Annotated in this window: 14 protein-coding genes; 11 read left to right on the top strand and 3 right to left on the bottom strand. The window is 71.3% G+C overall.

All coding sequences use genetic code 11. The features are described from left to right. Positions 1-372: 372 nt before the first annotated feature. Together O7620_RS05430 and O7620_RS05425 are read right to left on the bottom strand one after the other, a co-directional pair. Entirely contained in the window at positions 373-1,935 is a 1,563-nt protein-coding gene (locus O7620_RS05430) for a nucleotidyl transferase AbiEii/AbiGii toxin family protein (RefSeq protein WP_278122117.1), read from the bottom strand. Positions 1,936-2,006: 71 nt separating this feature from the next. Continuing rightward, on the bottom strand, positions 2,007-2,930 hold the full coding sequence (locus tag O7620_RS05425; RefSeq protein ID WP_278122116.1) for an oxidoreductase: 924 nt from the start codon (positions 2,928-2,930) through the stop codon (positions 2,007-2,009). Between the two features lie 86 nt (positions 2,931-3,016). Between O7620_RS05425 and O7620_RS05420 the strand changes: the two genes are divergently transcribed. Beyond that, positions 3,017-3,430, top strand: a complete 414-nt coding sequence (locus O7620_RS05420) for a MerR family transcriptional regulator (protein WP_278122115.1) — start codon at positions 3,017-3,019, stop codon at positions 3,428-3,430. Between the two features lie 64 nt (positions 3,431-3,494). Here the strand turns inward: O7620_RS05420 and O7620_RS05415 are convergent, their stop codons facing one another. Beyond that, complete coding sequence (locus O7620_RS05415) at positions 3,495-4,511, bottom strand: LacI family DNA-binding transcriptional regulator (protein ID WP_278122114.1); 1,017 nt, start codon at positions 4,509-4,511, stop codon at positions 3,495-3,497. A 262-nt stretch (positions 4,512-4,773) separates the two neighbouring features. Between O7620_RS05415 and O7620_RS05410 the strand changes: the two genes are divergently transcribed. The 10 genes from O7620_RS05410 to O7620_RS05365 all read left to right on the top strand — a co-directional run bounded on the left by O7620_RS05410 (position 4,774) and on the right by O7620_RS05365 (position 17,424). Further along, complete coding sequence (locus O7620_RS05410) at positions 4,774-7,128, top strand: AbfB domain-containing protein (protein WP_278122113.1); 2,355 nt, start codon at positions 4,774-4,776, stop codon at positions 7,126-7,128. Positions 7,129-7,703: 575 nt separating this feature from the next. Next, positions 7,704-9,002, top strand: coding sequence for a cytochrome P450 (locus tag O7620_RS05405; RefSeq protein ID WP_278122112.1), 1,299 nt, complete (start codon positions 7,704-7,706; stop codon positions 9,000-9,002). 212 nt (positions 9,003-9,214) lie between these two features. Beyond that, positions 9,215-9,694, top strand: a complete 480-nt coding sequence (locus O7620_RS05400) for a helix-turn-helix transcriptional regulator (RefSeq protein WP_278122111.1) — start codon at positions 9,215-9,217, stop codon at positions 9,692-9,694. Positions 9,695-9,947: 253 nt separating this feature from the next. Continuing rightward, positions 9,948-12,335 carry a nitrate- and nitrite sensing domain-containing protein gene (locus tag O7620_RS05395; RefSeq protein ID WP_278122110.1) on the top strand — a complete coding sequence of 796 codons (2,388 nt, stop codon included), beginning with the start codon at positions 9,948-9,950 and terminating at the stop codon, positions 12,333-12,335. Between the two features lie 19 nt (positions 12,336-12,354). Beyond that, positions 12,355-12,759 (top strand): roadblock/LC7 domain-containing protein, encoded by a 405-nt coding sequence (locus tag O7620_RS05390; protein WP_278122109.1) that lies wholly within the window; start codon positions 12,355-12,357, stop codon positions 12,757-12,759. A gap of 52 nt (positions 12,760-12,811) precedes the next feature. Beyond that, positions 12,812-14,005: an ABC transporter substrate-binding protein gene (locus O7620_RS05385; protein WP_192580451.1), complete on the top strand. Its 1,194-nt coding sequence runs from the start codon at positions 12,812-12,814 to the stop codon at positions 14,003-14,005. Next, complete coding sequence (locus O7620_RS05380) at positions 14,002-14,898, top strand: branched-chain amino acid ABC transporter permease (protein ID WP_278122108.1); 897 nt, start codon at positions 14,002-14,004, stop codon at positions 14,896-14,898. Before O7620_RS05385 ends, O7620_RS05380 begins: the two co-directional genes overlap by 4 nt. Further along, on the top strand, positions 14,895-15,914 hold the full coding sequence (locus O7620_RS05375; protein WP_192580452.1) for a branched-chain amino acid ABC transporter permease: 1,020 nt from the start codon (positions 14,895-14,897) through the stop codon (positions 15,912-15,914). The genes O7620_RS05380 and O7620_RS05375 overlap by 4 nt, the downstream gene beginning before the upstream one ends. Then, complete coding sequence (locus O7620_RS05370) at positions 15,911-16,654, top strand: ABC transporter ATP-binding protein (RefSeq protein ID WP_151492396.1); 744 nt, start codon at positions 15,911-15,913, stop codon at positions 16,652-16,654. The genes O7620_RS05375 and O7620_RS05370 overlap by 4 nt, the downstream gene beginning before the upstream one ends. Continuing rightward, complete coding sequence (locus O7620_RS05365) at positions 16,654-17,424, top strand: ABC transporter ATP-binding protein (protein WP_278122107.1); 771 nt, start codon at positions 16,654-16,656, stop codon at positions 17,422-17,424. The genes O7620_RS05370 and O7620_RS05365 overlap by 1 nt, the downstream gene beginning before the upstream one ends. Positions 17,425-17,444: the final 20 nt, after the last annotated feature.

The raw sequence follows: 17,444 nt of genomic DNA, 5'->3' as shown, positions 1-17,444 counted from the left end.
GTTGCATCGGTGGTGGTGATGTGCCACTTCGCTCAGGACAACCCGGTCGGGACGGTCGGCGCCGGCTGGCCAGGGAGTCCGGGACGGTCCTCCCGGGCCACCTCGCACCGACGTACGCAGTCCGGCGGCACGCGCCGACTACGGAGAGTCCTGAGGCGACGTCCGCATGCCCTGGGGGACGTCGTGATCCGAGGTGCGGCCAGCGGGGATCGCCCGGTGAGCCCCGAAATGCCGTCATCCTCTCCATCGAGAGTGAGCGATAACATGCTGTTCGTCAAGACGTAACGAACGGCGTGGCGACGTCCTTGTGATCGCTCACAGTCGAGCGGTGGGTGACCGTCGAGCCGTGCCGATCGGGCGGGTCGGGCGGGATCAGGCCCAGGCGTGGTCGAGTGCCACCGCGAGCCGCCGTGCCCACTGGTCGGCGGTACCCGTGACGCCGGGACACTCGTCGGTGAAGTTGGGCCAGTCGACCTGCCAGGACAGCACGGTCTCGGCCGCGAACGTGTCGGCCTCGGCACCGAGTTCCGGTCGCAGGAGTTCCCGGACGAGAGCCTGGTCGACGGTGGTGTGTTCGGCGAGCAGGACGGCGTCGTAGAGATCCTTGCCCTGCGGATACCGGTCGGTGGCCAGCCACAGCAGCTTCCACGCGAGGGCCAGCGAGGCGGGCGCGGCCAGCACCGGCTGGTCGATGTTCGGCAGTGTCATCGCCTCCGGCGGGAGCGGCAGCCGTTCACCGAAGACGATGTCGATCTGTACGTGGCCCTCCGGCGCGCTGAACGGGATGAGCAGTCGGCGTCCGTCAGCGCGCTCGTACGTCCAGATGGCGGCCTCGGTCATCCGCTCCGGTCGCAGCCCGGCGCCCGGTGCGTTCCGGATGGCGGTCTTGATGTCGTCGAGCAGCGTGCGGGCATCGGCGCTGTCGCTCGTGACGGTGCGCGGGCTGACGACAAAGTCAAGATCACCCGGTTCGCGGGCCGCGGCACCGACCCAGGCCGCCATGGTGACGCTGCCCCGCAGGACCAGGTGCGGACGCCACCTGGTCGCGGCGATGACGGCCAGGACGTGCTGCATGGCGGCGCGTCGGGCGGTGGTCCACCGTTCGCCGACAGTCGCCTCAAGGAAGGCGGGCTCGCCGGCGCGGTAGGCGTTCGGATACTGCTGGAGGGCGGGGTCGAACGCCGCCCGTTGGCGGACGGTCGGGCTGCCGGGCAGCGGCTGGTACGTCGGCGGGTAGTCCGGGGCGCCGGCCGGTGCGGACCTCATCTTGTTCTCGCGCTCCCGGGCCCAACTGCTCGCACCCGGCGTGCGAGAGTCCAGCCAGCCCTCATCGTGGTGCAGGTGGCTGTCGAAGACGACGTACTCCTGCTCGACCGCGATGGGCTCGTAGCCTGCCGCCCGAAGGGTGTCGACGAGCTCGTTCAGCCGCTTGGTCGCGGTGGCGCGACCGACACCGCGGCAGCGCTGGTTGACGAATCGCTCCTGCGCGCCGTCCGCGAACTCCCGGCGGGCGTTGCGGGACAGCCGCGCGCCGTGCGGTGCGACCAGATCGGTGAGAGCCACCAGATCCGCCACCGGCGGGTTCGACACCAGGAGCTTGACGTGATGCTCGAAGTACCGGCCACCAGGCTCGGCCGCCGCCTGCTCATCCGACTGCGGTACGCCGACGCACCACGGCGCCGCCTCGATCTTCGAACGGCACGGGTGTACGCCTGCCTCGCGCAGGTCGCGTTGCCACCGTCGCACCGCCGTGTGCTGATCGGCCAGGGTGCCGCGCCCGGTCAGGGTGAGCATCGGTTGCGAGACGTTCGTGCCTCGATCGAGCAGGATGTGGACGAACTTCACGCCATGCTCGGTGGCGAACGCCGACAGCTTCTCGGCCTGGGAAGCGTAGGCCGTTATGTGGATCTCGAAGTCCCCCGATACCTCAGACACCGGCGGTGTGTATGGCACCACCATCAGGCCGGGAAGCGCGATTCCGTCCACCTCCGGTCGCGCTGGCCTGGTCAGGCCCGGTCGGTGAGGTCGAGACCGGTCAGGTCGGCCGAGAGCGCCCAGAGCCGGGCTGCGGAAACGCTGTCGGTGGGGCTGCCGTCGGCGACGCGGCAGTCCACGCAGTAGCCGCCGCCGTCCGCCTCGACATCGGGTGAGGTGGCGGCCCAGACCTGGGTAGCGGCGCCCTGCTCGACGGTCTTGAACAGGCCCGGCCTGGGCGTTCCGTCGGTGTCGATCCAGCCGGCGGCGACCATCTCCTCGGCCGCGAGGTGTCGTTGCAGGGCGGTGAGGATCCAACCGGGATTGACCGAGAAGGCGCGGACGCCGTGCGGTCTGCCCAGCAGGTCGAGGTGACGGGCGAACAGGATGTTCGCGAGCTTGGACTGTGTGTAGGCCTCCCACTTGTCGTAGCCGCGCTCGAACTGCACGTCGTCCCAACGGATTCGCCACGCCGGGTTACGTCCGGAGGCGACCGAGACGACGCGAGCCGCGCCGGGTGCGGTGAGCGCGGGCCACAGCAGGTTCGTCAGCGCGTGGTGGCCGAGATGGTTGGTCGCGAACTGCGCCTCCCAGCCGTGCCCCACCCGCGTCTCGGGGCAGGCCATGATCCCGGCGCCCGCGATCAGGATGTCGAGGGCGGGATGGTGGCGAAGGAACCGTTCGGCGAACGCGCGAACCGAGGCGAGGTCGCCGAGATCGAGTTGTTCGACCTCCACCCGGGCAACGCCGGCGAGGGCCTGCCGCGCGGCGTCGGGCCTGCGGGCCGGGACGACGACCCGGGCGCCGGCCCGGGTGAGCGCACGGGTCGTGGCGAGGCCGAGGCCGGAGTAGCCGCCCGTGACGACGGCGGTCCTGCCGGTGAGGTCGACTCCGGCGAGGACGTCTCTCGTGGTGCTGTGGGCGCCGAACGTGGCGTGGGTCGTGTCGCTGGTCATGCCGCGGACGCTAGGTGCTAGACCGAGGTCTAGGTCAACGGGCTACGGTCGATGCCATGGCGGACAGGGGCCTCAGCATCGGGCAGGTGGCGCAGCGCACCGGATTGAGCGTGCACACCCTGCGGCTCTACGAGCGCGCGGGTCTGCTGGCCGGCGAGGTGCGGCGGGACGGCTCCGGCAGGCGCGTCTACAGCGCCTGGGACGTCGAGTGGCTGGCGAACTGCGTGAAGTTCCGGGCCTCCGGGATGCCGCTCGCGACGATCAGCCGCCTGGCCCAACTCGTCCGCGAGGGCACCGGCAACGAGGCCGAACGGCTCGAACTGCTGCGTGGACACCGCCGCCACATCACCGAGCAACTCGCGCAGCTGCAGGATTGCCTCGAACTGATCAACGCCAAAGTGGCCAGCTACCAACAACACCTCAGCGCCGGCGCCACCGGAGATCCCTGGCACCAGCAACCCCAGCCCACGCCGAAGGAGCACGGACACCGGATCGGCTGACGCCGTACCGCGGCGTCAGCCGACCAGGTGGGTGCCACCTCGGCCCGGGTGGCACTGTCGGGCGTCATCCGCCCGGCGTGCCGGTGCTCTCTCGCCGGATGAGCCGGAACGGCGTCTGCACGGTCAGCGGCCCGGCCACCTCGGCGCCCTCGATGCGGGCGATGAGCCGGCGCACCGCGAGGCGGCCGATCTCCCGCTTGTCCGGTGCGATCGTGGTGAGGGTCGGGGTGCTGAACCGTCCCTCCTCGATGTCGTCGATCCCGACCACCGCGACGTCCTCCGGCACCCGGTGGCCGGCCTCGATCAACGCCCGTAGCGCGCCGATGGCGACCAGGTCGTTGTACCCGAACACCGCGTCCGGTGGGTCACCGAGGGCCAGCAGGTCACGCATGGCCCGCTTCCCGTCGACCCGGCCGAACGCGTCGGTACGGGCGACCAGCCGCGAGCGGTACGGCAGGCCGGCGGCGGCCAGGGCCTCCCGGTAGCCGCGGACCCGCAGCTGCGCCGACTGTCGGTCCCCGCCGAGGGTGGCCCCGATGAACGCGATCCGACGGCGGCCGATCGCCACGAGATGCTGGATCGCCGCGCGGCTGGCGGCCACGTTGTCGATGGCGATGTGATCGTGCGGCACGTCGGAGACGCCCTCGCCGATCAGCACGAGCGGACTGTCGGCGGTCCGCGCCAACACCTCGGCCCGACCGATCCGCACCGGACTGAGGATCAGGCCGTCGATGACGTACCGCCGGGAGCCGTCCAGAAGCGCCAGCTCCGCCTCCCGGTCCGCGGCGGTGTTCTCCATCACGAGTGTGTAGCCGAGCCCGGCGGCCTCGGAGATGGCGATCTCGGCCAGCTCGGCGAAGTAGGGGTTGTTCAGTTCCGGGATGGCCAGGGCGATCAGACCGGTACGCCCCCGGCGGAGATGGCGGGCACCGAGGTTGGGGCTGTACCCGAGTTCGTCGACCGCCTGCTGCACGCGCCGCCGGGTCCGCTCCCCCACCGGTCGGTAGCCGTTGACCACGTTCGAGACCGTGGCGAGCGACACGCCCGCACGTTCGGCCACGTCCTTCAGACTGACGCCCATCGCCGACCCTCCGCGACGCCGACTCCGAGTCCCGAGCCGGCAGGGCATTGACGTTCAAGGATTGACGGGATGTCCGGCGCGGCTCTATAACGCTATAGAGGTGGTGATTGATGTCAATATATCTGCCGCTGCGGCGCGTGGAAATCCCACCGATGTCCGTTGATGACGCCCGTCCCTCGTCAGTGACCACCCCGACGCCCACCGCCCACGCGCTTCGGGCCTGGCTGCACCGCCCGCGGCGACTCCTCCCCACGGAGACGGCATGACACGTCAGGTCCCCATCCGCCCCGCCCTGCCGCTACTGCTCATTCTCGCCCTCGTCGCCGGCGTTCTCGCCGCGCCCGTACCGGCGGCGCACGCCGCACCGGCCAAGACGCCGCCGTTGACCACACCCTGGACCAGCCGGGCGCTGGTCGGCACCCCACTGCCCGAGTACCCGCGACCCCAGATGACCCGGCCGGACTGGCTCAATCTCAACGGCGAGTGGCAGCTACGCCAGTCGGCCACCGACGACGCGCCGCAGTTCGGCACCGATCTGCCCGAGCGGGTCAATGTGCCCTTCCCGGTGGAGAGTGCCCTCTCCGGCATCCAGCGGGCCGCCAACGACAACCGCACCTACTTGTTCTACCGGCGTACCGTCACCGTTCCGGCGAACTGGTCGGGCCGGCGGACCCTGCTGCACTTCGGTGCCGTCGACTGGCAGAGCACGGTGTGGGTCAACGGTGTACGGGTCGGTGCGCACACCGGCGGCTACGACGCCTTCACCATCGACGTGACCCCCCAGCTCACCGCCGGGGCGAACGAGATCGTCGTCAAGGTCTGGGATCCCACCGACACCCGGCAGAACGGCAGCCTGCCCGCTGTCGGCAAGCAGACCAAGACACCTGGCGGGATCTTCTACACCCCCAGCTCGGGGATCTGGCAGACGGTGTGGTTGGAGCCGGTGCCCGCCGCCTCCATCAGCAGCGTCGACGTCTACCCGAACCTGAGCAACAACACCCTGCGGGTCCGGGTCTTCACCCGGGGCGATGTGAGCGGGTACAGCGTGCTCGCCGAGGCGCTCACCGGCAGCAGCGTGGTCGGATCGGCCACCGGTGGCTTCACCGACTTCAGCGTGCCGGTGCCCAACGCGCGCCGCTGGTCACCCGACGATCCGTTCCTCTACAACCTCCGGGTAACCCTGCGCAACGCCGCCGGTGCCACAGTGGACCGGACCATGCACTACTTCGGCATGCGGGAGATCACCACCGGCCTGGTGAACGGCGTGCTGCGCCCCAAGCTCAACGGCCAGTTCGTGTTCCAGGCCGGCACCCTCGACCAGGGCTTCTGGCCGGACGGGCTGTACACCGCGCCGACCGACGCGGCCCTCGCCTTCGACCTGCAGAAGCACAGGGACCTGGGCTTCAACATGGTGCGCAAACACATCAAGGTCGAACCGCAGCGCTGGTTCTACCACGCAGACCGGCTCGGTCTGCTGGTCTGGCAGGACATCCCGTCGCTGACCGCGCAGGACATCAACCCCACCGACGCCCAGCAGGCACAGTTCGAGGCCGAGGCACGCGAGATCGTCGACGAGCACCGCAGCTCGCCGGCCGTGATCGCCTACACGCCGTACAACGAGGGCTGGGGCGAGCGATCCCTCACCGACACCCGCCGGGTCGCACAGAACATCAAGAACCAGGACCCGACACGTCTGGTGAACCCGCACAGCGGCCACAACTGCTGCCAGTCCCTCGGCGACCCCGGCAACGGCGACATCGACGACTGGCACGTCTACCTCGGGCCGGACTCCCCCGCACCGTCGAGCAGCCGGATCGCGGTGCTCGGTGAGTTCGGTGGCCTGGGCCTGCACACACCGGGGCACGAGTACAGCCCGAACGGCAGCTTCTTCGCCTACGAGTGGCAGACCAGTTCGAGCGCGCTCACCGACCGGTACGTGGGGCTGGTTCAGGGCAGCCAGAACCTCATGCTCGGCAAGGGGCTCAGCGCGTCGGTGTACACCGAGATCACCGACCTGGAGGGCGAACTGAACGGCTTCCTCACGTACGACCGGCAGGTGACCAAGATGGATCAGGCGCGGGTTCGCGCCGCCAACACCGCCCTGATCAACGCCTCGAAGACCATCGGCAGCTCGGCGCCCGTCGCGCTGCCGGTCAACACGCGACGGTCGTTGCAGGTGACCACGCCCGGCTTCACCAACCGCTACCTGCGTCACCGGGACAGCCTGGCCTGGACCGAGGTGGTCGACGCCGCGAGCCCCAGCCTGCTCAAGGCCGACGCCACGTACACCATCCGGACCGGCCTGGCCGCCGCCGGCTGCTACTCGTTCGAGTCGGTCAACTTCCCCGGGCAGTACCTGCGCCACCAGAACTCCCGGGTCCGCAACTCACCGGACGACGGCTCCGCGCTCATGCGTGCCGACGCCACATGGTGCGCGCGCGTCGGACTGACCGGCACGGGCGTGTCGTTGGAGTCGTACAACTTCCGGGGCAGGTACCTGCGGCACTACAACTCGGAGGTCTGGCTCAGCAACGGCGCCGGCGGTGACGCGTACAACACGCCAGCGTTGTGGGCCGCCGACAGCACCTGGGCCATCGCCTCCCCGTGGGCACCCTGACCGGTCCGGGCGCACGGGCGCCGCAATAGGACGACGTGGGGGTTCCGGCCGGCGCGGGAGCCCCCACGACACCTGTCTGCCGCCGTTTTGCGAGGCGATCCTGCGGCCAGGTGGCGAACCGGCACGGCGTCACCCACTGACCGAGGGGTCGTTTTCCCGGTCGTGAGGAAATCTGGGTCTCCACCGGCCGTCGTGATCGATCGCCCGCCCCGGCCACCCCGGCACGTCTCGTTATCGCGGTGCCCGACGCAGGCGCGACGCCGGGATCCACGATGTCGCTGATACCGACCTGATCAGGCGCCGCAGGCCCGGAGTACCGCGCGGACGGCCTGTTCAGCGTGGCCGACTGACCGGCAATACCCGGCCCGCAACTTGCAGTTGGCCGAAGTCACCCGTCCGTTGCAACACGCAATGAACCCGTCTTTAAATAGACGACAACCTATCTTGACTTGGGCGGCTGGCCAGCGCACCGTAAAGGTATCAGAGGCAGATGCGCGCCATTATCGGCCCGGCTGACGCGGTTCGCCAAACGGGGGCGCTGCCGGTTTCGCGCCGGATGCATCAGGAGGCGTTCCATGCGATTGAATCCGTTCACTGGGGTCTATCTCACCGATCCGGCAGATATGTGGCGACGCATTCTCGACGATCCCTACAGGGCGCACTACGCCGACGATCTGGGACTGTGGTTGATCAGCAGGCACGCGGACGTCCGACGCGCCCTGGCCGACACCGCGACGTTCGCCAACGCCCTCACACTCGCCCCGGTCTACGAGGTCTGCCCGGAGGCGATGAACGTCGTCGTGCAGATCGACGCGCCACCCACGACGGCCGCCGCGGACCCGCCGGCGCACCCTCGCACCCGGCGGGCGCTACGGGCCACCTTCGCCAACACCGCCGACCGGGTCGAGGCCGAGTACGGCGCGATCGTCCGCCGCCGGGTCGACCAGCTGGTGTCCCGGCTGGTCGCCCGCCAGGGCGATCAGGTCGACCTCGTCGCGGCCTTCGCCACCGAACTTCCCCTGCTGGTGGTCCTGGACATCCTCGGGGTGCCCGACGCCGACATCGCGCGGATCAGACGATGGGCGGACGGTCAGATCGCTCTCATCTGGGGGCAACCGGACCCGGCCGAGCAGGTACGCCTGGCGCAGGGCCTGCTGGAGTTCTGGCAGTACTGCCAGGAACTCGTGCGCCAGCGGGTGGACAGCGGCGACCGGCGCGCCGACTTCATCAGCCGGGCCCTGGCCTACCGCGACGACGACGACGCGGTGCTGACGGTGCCCGAGGTGGCCAGCCTGGCCTTCAATCTCCTGGTCGCCGGCCACGAAACGACCGCCGGCCTGCTCGCCCACGCTCTCGACCAGGCGCTGTCCACTCCACAGCGGTGGGCGGCGCTGACCGAGGATCCGAGGACCGTCCCCGCGTTCGTGGCCGAGACGCTGCGGTTCGCGCCCGCCATCGACGGCTGGCTCCGGGTGACCCGCCGCGACGTCACCCTGGGAGAGGTCACCATCCCGGCGGGGGCGCGTTGCCTGCTGTTGATCGGAGCGGCCAACCGGGACCCCTCGGTCTTCGCCCATCCGGACCGGTTCGACCCACACCGGCCGGACGTCGGGGATCACCTGTCGTTCGGTCACGGTCCACATTTCTGCATCGGCGCGGGATTGGCCCGGCTGGAGGCCGGCATCGCCCTCACCCGACTCGCCGCGGCAATTCCCGGCCTACGGTTCGCACCCGAACAACATCGTTCATACAAACCCAATGTCGCGTTTCGCGCGCACCACACACTGAACGCGATAATCGATATCACGGCACCCGTCGCCGTCCCGGCGGCACGAGAGGCCGCGACCGTCGAGTCGTCCACCGCCGGAGGGTGAGCGCGCGCCGAGCGGGGCCACCTGCGTACGGACCCGGTGTGGCGGCGGGCGGCACGGCCCACCCTCCACCGGTCACATCGGCGATCCATGTCGGTCAACGTCTTCACACCCATCACGTCCTGGGTTAAGAATTGCCCTCTACGAATGCCGCGCGCATCGGACAATCTCGATCTGCGTCCGCTGCCGATTCCCCGTTGCACGAAGGTGAGCGCATGGAGCACACATCCCCGTCGAGCTCCACTCACTACGCTGCCAGTCAGCGGTTCCGGCGGGAACTGCGCAACTGTCGCGTCCGGCGGGGCCTGACCCAGCGAGCGCTGGCGGATCTGGTGCGGTTCAGTCGGGAGACGGTCGCGGCGGTGGAGTCGGGTCGTCGGTTCGGCAGCCACGAGTTCGCGGTGCGCTGTGACGATGTGCTCGGCACCAACGGCCTGCTGGCCGCACTGTGGCCGCAGGTAGCCGCCGAGCAACTGGCGGCCGACGGTCGCCGCGGCCCCCGATCCTCGGACCCGGTGCCGATGGAGCGGGCGGCGCCGCGCCAGCACGCTCGGCGTGACGCGCGCGATCCGGGTGCGGTGGTGGACGCCATCGACGAGCTCCGCGAGCTGATCGGCCAGGTCCTCAGCGGCCAACCCGAGCCGCACGACCGATTACGGGATCCGGCGAGCGGCCCCCACGACGACCAGCGCTAACCTCACGGACCGGCTGACCCTGCGCGGCGTCACCGGCCGCTGACGTTGGGTACAGATGCTGGTACGGGCAGTTTGTACCACGGTCAGGTCTGGCCTACGAGCGCGGCTTCCGGCCGAATGGGACTTGCATTTCGCAACGTGCGGATAGACCGTCGTCGACGAGTCGTGGGAGTCCATCTTGGCGTCGAGCACGAGGTCTCACACGGCCCGACCCTACCCGACCCGCCGGCGCGGCTGGAAGATCGCCGGCCGGATGCGCCTCATCGTGGCGGCACCGCTCGTCGCCGTGATCGGCTTCGCCGGTCTCGCGCTGACCGAGAGCGCACGCCAGACAGACCGAGCCAGCGACCTGCGGATCCTGGCCCAGGTCGGCGCCGAGGCCGGGGACCTGGCCTACCGCCTGCAACGCGAGCGCATCGCCGCCGCCGACCTGCTCACCTACGCCGCACCGGAGCAGCAGGACGCCTTCGGCGCGGAGATCGCCGCCACCGACGACGCCGCCGAGCGCTACCGCCGGCAACGAGGCCTGCTGCCCGCCGACGCCACCGCCAACCAGCCCCTCCTGGGGCGCATCGACGCCGCCCTCAACGGCCTCGCCCCGCTGCGCACCCAGGTCCGCACCGCGGCACACGCCTCGGTGTCGGCGATGACCTTCAGCTACCGCATCGCGATCGCCGACCTGATCAACCTGCGGGAGAACGTCTCGCACGGCGTGGTCAACGCCCAGCTCGCCGACGGGATCCGGGCCTCGGCGGCGCTGTCGAAGACGGCCGAGGCGATCGGGCAGCAGCAGGTGGCCGTGCTCCGCGCGGTCGCGGCCGGCGAACTCACCCCCGCCATGCAGCAGGACATCACCGCGGCCCGGACGAGCTACACCGAATCGAGCCTGGCCTTCCTGGCCCTGGCCCCGCCCGACTGGAGCGTCTGGTGGGAGCAGGCCGGCACCGGCAAGGAGGCACTCGCCCTGCAACGGATGCAGGACGACGTGTCGCGGGCACAGCCCGGGACGCCCCTGCAACTGGAGACCGCCGCCTGGGTGTCCACCACGCAGGCGCGTGCCGCCCGCCTGTCCGACCTACGGGCGCGCGTCGACGCCGCGGTGCTCGACGACGTCCGGGCCGCGCACGCCGACCAGCGCCGTCGGGCCGTGGCCGAGGCTGCCGGCGTCCTCCTGGCGCTGGTGCTGACCGCACTGGTCACCTGGGCCGTCGCCCGCCAGATCACCCGGCGACTACGCCGCCTGCGAGACGCGGCCAACGCCGTCGCGTTCGAACAACTGCCCGCCGTGGTGGCCCAACTCCAACAGCCGGGCAGCGCCGCCGTCGATCCGCACAAGCTCGCCCGCCAGCAGTCCGTCGCCGCCCTCGAATCGTCCAGCGACGACGAGATCGGCGAGCTGGGCCAGGCGTTCAGCGCCGTGCACCAGGCCGCCGTCCGGACCGCCGCCGGGCAGGCCGTCATGCGCGCCAACACCGCCGACATCTTCATCCACCTGAGCCGCCGCGAACAGCGGCTCGTCGACGCCGTCCTGGCCCAGGTCGACCTGGTCGAGCGGGACGAGACCGACCCCGACCGCCTCCACCAGCTGTACACCTTGGACAACCTGGCGACCCGGATGGGACGAATCAACGCCAGCCTGCTGGTGCTCGGCGGCGTCGGTGTTGGCCGGGTACGCCAGCACGACGTCCCCCTGCAACAGGTGCTCCAGGCGGCGCTGTCCCAGATCGAGCACTACGCCCGGATCCGGCTCGGCATGATCGACAGGGACGTCGCCGTCGCGGCCAAGACCGTCGACGAGGTCGTGCACCTGCTCGCCGAACTCATGGACAACGCGACGACGTACTCGCCGCCGGGCAGCGAGACCTGGGTGAGCGGCCGAAGTCTGGGCGACCGTGTCATCGTCCAGATCAGCGACGAGGGCGTGGGGCTGTCCCCGCAGCGGATGGAACAACTCAACGAGCTGCTGGCCCATCCGCCGGCCATCGACGTCGCCGCCGTACGGGCCATGGGCCTCGTCGTCGTGGGTCAGCTCGCCGCCCGGCTGGGCGCCACCGTGCAACTGCGACGCGGCCCCCGCCGGGGCACCCTCGCCGAGGCGACGCTGCCCGCCTCGATGATCCGGTCCCTGCCTCCGGAGGAGTACCTGCTGGCCCCCGGTCGCCTGTCGCGGCGCGCGGCCCGGACGGCCAGCCCTCCGCCGCCGTACCAGCCGCGCCCCGAACCCACCGCCGGACGCCCGCCGGTCGCACGGACCCTGCCCGCGGCGCCGGTGTTCCGACCGACTCCCCCACCCCCGGACCGGGGGGACGCGCCCACCGAGGAGCTGCTCATCTTCGAACAGGTCAACCACTGGTTCCACACCGACGTCGTCAACGGACAGGACGGCCGGGAGTGGTCCAGCCCGGCCGATGACGCCTGGCGCACCGCCGCGCAGGCGCATGCTCCCGAGGTCGCCACGACCACCACGTCCGGCCTGCCCAAACGCCAGCCGCAACGGCATCTCGTGCCCGGCGGAGTCACCGTGCCCCAACAGCAGCAACGGTCCGAGTACCGCGACCCGGCCCAGGTGGCGACGGCGATGGCCGCCTACGCCCGCGGCGTGGCGACCCGCCGGCGCACCCCGATCAACCTCGGTAACTGATGAGGCGACAGGAGAGCACATGAGCGACCAACAGGATCTCGGCTGGCTGCTGGACAACTTCGCGGCCCGCGCGACCGAGGTGAGCCATGCGATTGCGATCTCCAGCGACGGCCTGATGGTGGCCGCCACCCGCGACCTGCCACCGGACCGGGCCGACCAGCTCGCGGCGACGGGCAGCGGACTGGTCAGCCTGCTGCGGGGCGCGGCCGCCTTCTTCGACGCCGGCGCGGTGATCTCGAACGTCACGCAGCTGGAGGGCGGGTTCATGTTCTCGATGGCCTTCAACGACGGGGCCTCGTTGCTGGTGCTCGCCGCGCCGGAGTGCGACGTGGGCAAGGTCTCGTACGAGATGACCGAACTGGCCAATCGCATCGGGGACACGATGACCCCCGCAGCCCGCGCGGCCCTCGCCCGCAGCCGCTGACGACCCCCGGCGCCCCCACGCCGGTGACACCTCACTTCCCCTGGAGAAACGCATGTCTCTCACCACCCCTGGGCGCAGCCGTGCCCTCACCGCGACAGTGCTCGCGCTCGTGCTGGGCGTCAGCACGGCCTGCGGCGACGACGGGCCCGGCACGAGCGCCGGCGGATCGATAAAGATCGGCCTGCTCGCATCGCTGTCCGGGACGTACCAGGCCGTCGGCACGGAGATCCGCGACGGCTTCCAGCTCTACCTGGACACCCACGACGGCAAGCTCGGCGGTCGGCAGGTCGACCTCGTCGTCGCGGACGAGGGCAACGGCGCCCAGACCGCCGTGCCGGCGGCGACCAAGCTGCTCAAGCAGGACCGGGTGTCCGCGCTCACCGGCATCGTCGGTGGCGGCTCGGTCGCCGGGGTCACCCCTCTGCTCAACGAGACCAAGGTGCCACTCGTCGGCTCCAACGGCCGACCGGAACTCAAGGACGTCTCCCGGGTCTGGCACACCTCGTACCTGTCCGACGAGCCCGGTGCGGCGATCGCCCAGCACGTCCGGGACAACGTCAAGGGCTCGGTGTACGCGATCGGCCCGGACTACCAGGGCGGCTGGGACGAGTTGCGCGGCTTCACCGACGCGTTCGGGAAGATCGGCGGGAAGCTCGCCAACGCCGACGGGAAGACCACCTTCACCCCGTTCCCGGCCACCACCAACTTCACGCCGTACTTCGCCCGGATCAAGGCCTCGGGCGCGGCCGCCGTCTACACCTTCTACGCCGGCAGCGCCGCCGTCGACTTCGTGAAGCAGTACGCGCAGTCCGAGATCAAGGACATCCCGCTGTACGCGGCCGGTTTCCTCACCGAGGGCGGTGTGCTCAACGCCCAGGGCGAGGCCGCCCGGGACATCTACTCGGTGCTCAACTACTCGCCCGACCTCGACAACGCGGAGAACCGCGCCTTCGTGGCGGCGTGGAAGGCCAAGCACGACGGGTCGCCGACCACGTACGCGCTCGCCTCGTACGACGCGGCGGCGGTGCTGGACCGGGCGATCGGCGCCGCCGGAAGCGACCCGACTCCGGAGGCCATCAACGCGGCCATCGGTCAGCTCGGTCAGATCGCCAGCCCGCGCGGCACCTGGCAGTTCTCCACCGCCACGCACTCCCCCGTGCAGAAGTGGTACCTGCGGCAGGTCCGCCAGGACGGCCGGGCGCTGTCCAACACCGTCGTGGGTGACCTCGCGACCGTCGGCCGGTGATCGCGGTGGCGGCCGGCACGAACCGGATCGACCCGTACCTGATCCCGGCGCTGGACGGAGTCGCCTACGGGCTGCTCGTCTTCGTCGCCGCCTCGGGCCTGGTCTTCTGTTTCGGCGTCGCCAACATCCTCAACCTGGCGCACGGCACCCTTTACGCGATCGGCGGGTACACCGCGGCGGCGCTGCTCGACGGCGGCTGGGCGAGCCTGGCGTTGGCGCTGACCGTCGGTGTGCTGGCCGCCGCCGCGGCGGGGGTGCTGCTGGCCGGCCTGCTCACACCGATCGCCACCGGCAACCATTTGACCCAGGCTCTGCTGACCTTCGGGGTGGCGCTGGCCGGCGGCAGCCTGCTCGTCGCCGGCTTCGGGCCCGACGATCCGCAGGTCCGGGTGCCGGCCGCCCTGGACGGATCGGTGGCGGTCGCCGGTCACCGGTACGCCGCGTACCGGCTCGTCTTCATCGTCGTCGCCGCGCTGATCGCCGCCGCGCTCTACCTCCTGGTGCGGCGCGCCAGGGCCGGGATGCTCGTCCGGGCGGCGGTCGACGATCCGGAGATGGTCGCCTGCCTGGGGGTGAGCCCCGCCCGGATCCGCGCCGGTGTGCTCGCCGCCGCCGGTGCGCTGGCCGGCGCGGCGGGGGTCCTGGGGGCGCCGATCATCGGCCCCGGCACGGACACGGCCGACACGGTGCTGTTGCTGTCCCTGGTGGTGGTGGTCCTCGGTGGTCTCGGGTCGATGGCGGGCACGTTGCTGGCCGCGCTCGCGATCGGTGAGATCCAGACGCTGGGCGTGGCGTTGCTGCCGTCCGCCGCGCCGTTCCTGCTGTTCGCCGCCATGGCGGCCGTGCTGGCCGTGCGGGCTCGTGGCCTGGCCGCCAGGTGGAGGACGACGTGAGGGACGAGGTGATCCGGTGGGCCCGCGCCGCCGTCGCGGTGCTCGTCCTGGCGGGCCTGGTCGTGGCGCCCTGGGTGGTCGACGACTACACCACGGCCATCCTCGCCCGGACGCTGGCGCTGGCCCTGGTCGGCGTGAGCGTGGCACTGCTCACCGGCGTCGCGGGCATGCCCACCCTCGGCCAGACCGCACCGTACGCGGCGGGCGCCTACGCCAGCGCGGTGCTCGGCAGCCGGATCTCCGACGTCGGCGTCGTGCAGGTCGCCGTCGCGGCGGGCGCCGGGGCGGTGCTGGCAGCGCTGACCGTGCCGCTCGTCGTCCACGCCCGGGGGGTGATCATCCTGATGATCACTCTGGCGATCGGTGAACTCGTCGTGACCGTCCTCGGTCGCTGGCGGTCGGTGACCGGTGGCACCGACGGGTTGGCCGGCATACCCGCGGTCCGCCCGTTCTGGGGGCTGCCGGCGCTGGCCACCGATCAGGCGCGTTACCTGTACACGCTGGTCGTCGTGGCGACGCTGGTCGGCGCCGTGCTGTTGCTGCTGCGTACCCGGGCCGGGCTGCTGCTGCGCGCCGGCCGCGACGACGAGACACGGCTGCGGGCCAGCGGGCACCGGGTGCCCCTGCAGGTGTCCGGTGCACACGTCGCCGCCGGGGCGATAGCCGGTGCGGCCGGCTCGCTGCTGGTCGTCGCTCAGCAGTACATCTCCCCGGCCGACTTCGGCTTCGACACGTCCGCGCTGCTGCTGCTCGGTGTCGTCATCGGCGGTACCGCCTCGGTCGGCGGCGCCCTGGTGGGCGCGGCGCTCGTCATCGCCGCCCGGGACTGGCTGTTCGGGGTGCTGCCCGGCCAGGCGCCGCTGGTGCTGGGCGCGCTGTTCGTGGCGACGGTCTACCTGCTGCCCTCCGGCGTCACCCGGGCACGGGGCCGGCTGCGCCCGGTGACCGTCCCGCCGACCCACCAGGACGCGCCGGCGGCCCGCGAACACGCCACGGTGCCGGAGCTACGCCCATGACCCCGCTGCTCAGCGCCCAGGATGTCCGCGTGCGCTACGGCGCGCTGACCGCGCTCGACGGCGTCGACCTCGCCATCCACGACGGCCAGCGGCACGCGCTCATCGGTCCCAACGGAGCCGGTAAGACGACCCTGCTCAACGTGATCGCCGGCGCCACGACGCCGCAGCGCGGTGCGGTGCGGCTCGACGGGCGGGACATCGGCCGGCTCGGCCCGGCGGCACGGGCCCGGCGAGGCATCAACCGGATACACCAACGACCAGCGGTCTTCTCGACGCTCACCGCGACGGAGAACATCGTGGTGGCCGCGCTCCCGCGGGTCATCGCGCGCCGCAGGTGGTGGCCCGGCGAACGCCGGCGCGCCGCACAACACCGGGCAGGCCCACTGCTGGACCAGATGGGCCTCGCCGACGTCGCGGCGGTGCCCGCCGGGCATCTCGCACACGGGCAACGACGCCAGTTGGAGATCGCGATGGCCCTTGCCGGTCGCCCCCGCCTGCTGCTGCTCGACGAACCGGCAGCCGGATTGTCCGCCACCGAGGTCGGCCGCCTGGTCGACCTGCTCCGGGCGCTGCCCAGGGCGGTCGCCGTACTGCTCGTCGAACACCGACTGGACCTGGTGTACGCCCTCTCCGACACGGTCACCGTGCTCCGTGACGGCCAGACGTTGGCAGCCGGGACGCCGGACGAGATCCGTACCTCGCCGCTGGTCCGGCAGGCGTACGCCGACGGGGTGGCCTGATGCTGTGCGTCGAGCGCCTCTGCGCCGGCTACGCCGGCGGGATCGTGCTGCACGAGGTCAGCCTGCGGGTGCACCCCGGCAGCATCCAGGCCGTGGTGGGTCGCAACGGGGCGGGCAAGACCACGCTCGTGCACACGATCGCCGGGCTGGTGCGCGCGTCCAGTGGCCGCATCGAGATCGGCGGCGTGCACGTGGCGGGCCGGCAACCGCACCGCGTCGCCCAGTCCGGGGTCGGTCTCGTGCCACAGGGCCGGCGGGTCTTCTCCCGGTTGACCGTGGCCGAGCATCTGGTCCTGGCGGCCGCGCCGTGGCGGGCCGCCACCCCCGGCGGTGAGGGCTGGACGGTGGCCCGGATCCTCGAACTGCTGCCCCGGCTGGCGGCACGACTGCGACACCGTGGCTGCGAGCTGTCCGGCGGCGAACAGCAGATGCTGGCGATAGCGCGCGCACTCCTCGGCCAACCGCAGGTGCTGCTGCTCGACGAGCCGTGTGAGGGTCTCTCCCCCGACCTGGCGGCGCGCGTACGCGAACTCATCAGTGGCCTCGCCGCCGACGGCCTCACCGTGCTGCTCGTGGAGCAGCAGCTCCAGCACGCGATCGAGATCGCGGACCGGGTGGCGGTCCTCGAGTACGGCCAGGTGATCTACGACCAGCCGACGACCGAGGCCCGCGTCGACCCGGCGCCACTGGCGGCGATGTTGAGCGTCGCCGCCGCCAACCCGCCCCCGGCCAACCGTCCCGCCCCTCGGCTCTGGGCGGACACCCCGTAGTCACCCGACCCTTCCCCGGA

Source organism: Micromonospora sp. WMMD710 (assembly GCF_029626045.1).
GTDB lineage: Bacteria > Actinomycetota > Actinomycetes > Mycobacteriales > Micromonosporaceae > Micromonospora.
The sequence above is the reverse complement of the archived record's forward strand: the minus strand, read 5'-3'. Positions and strand labels throughout refer to the sequence as shown.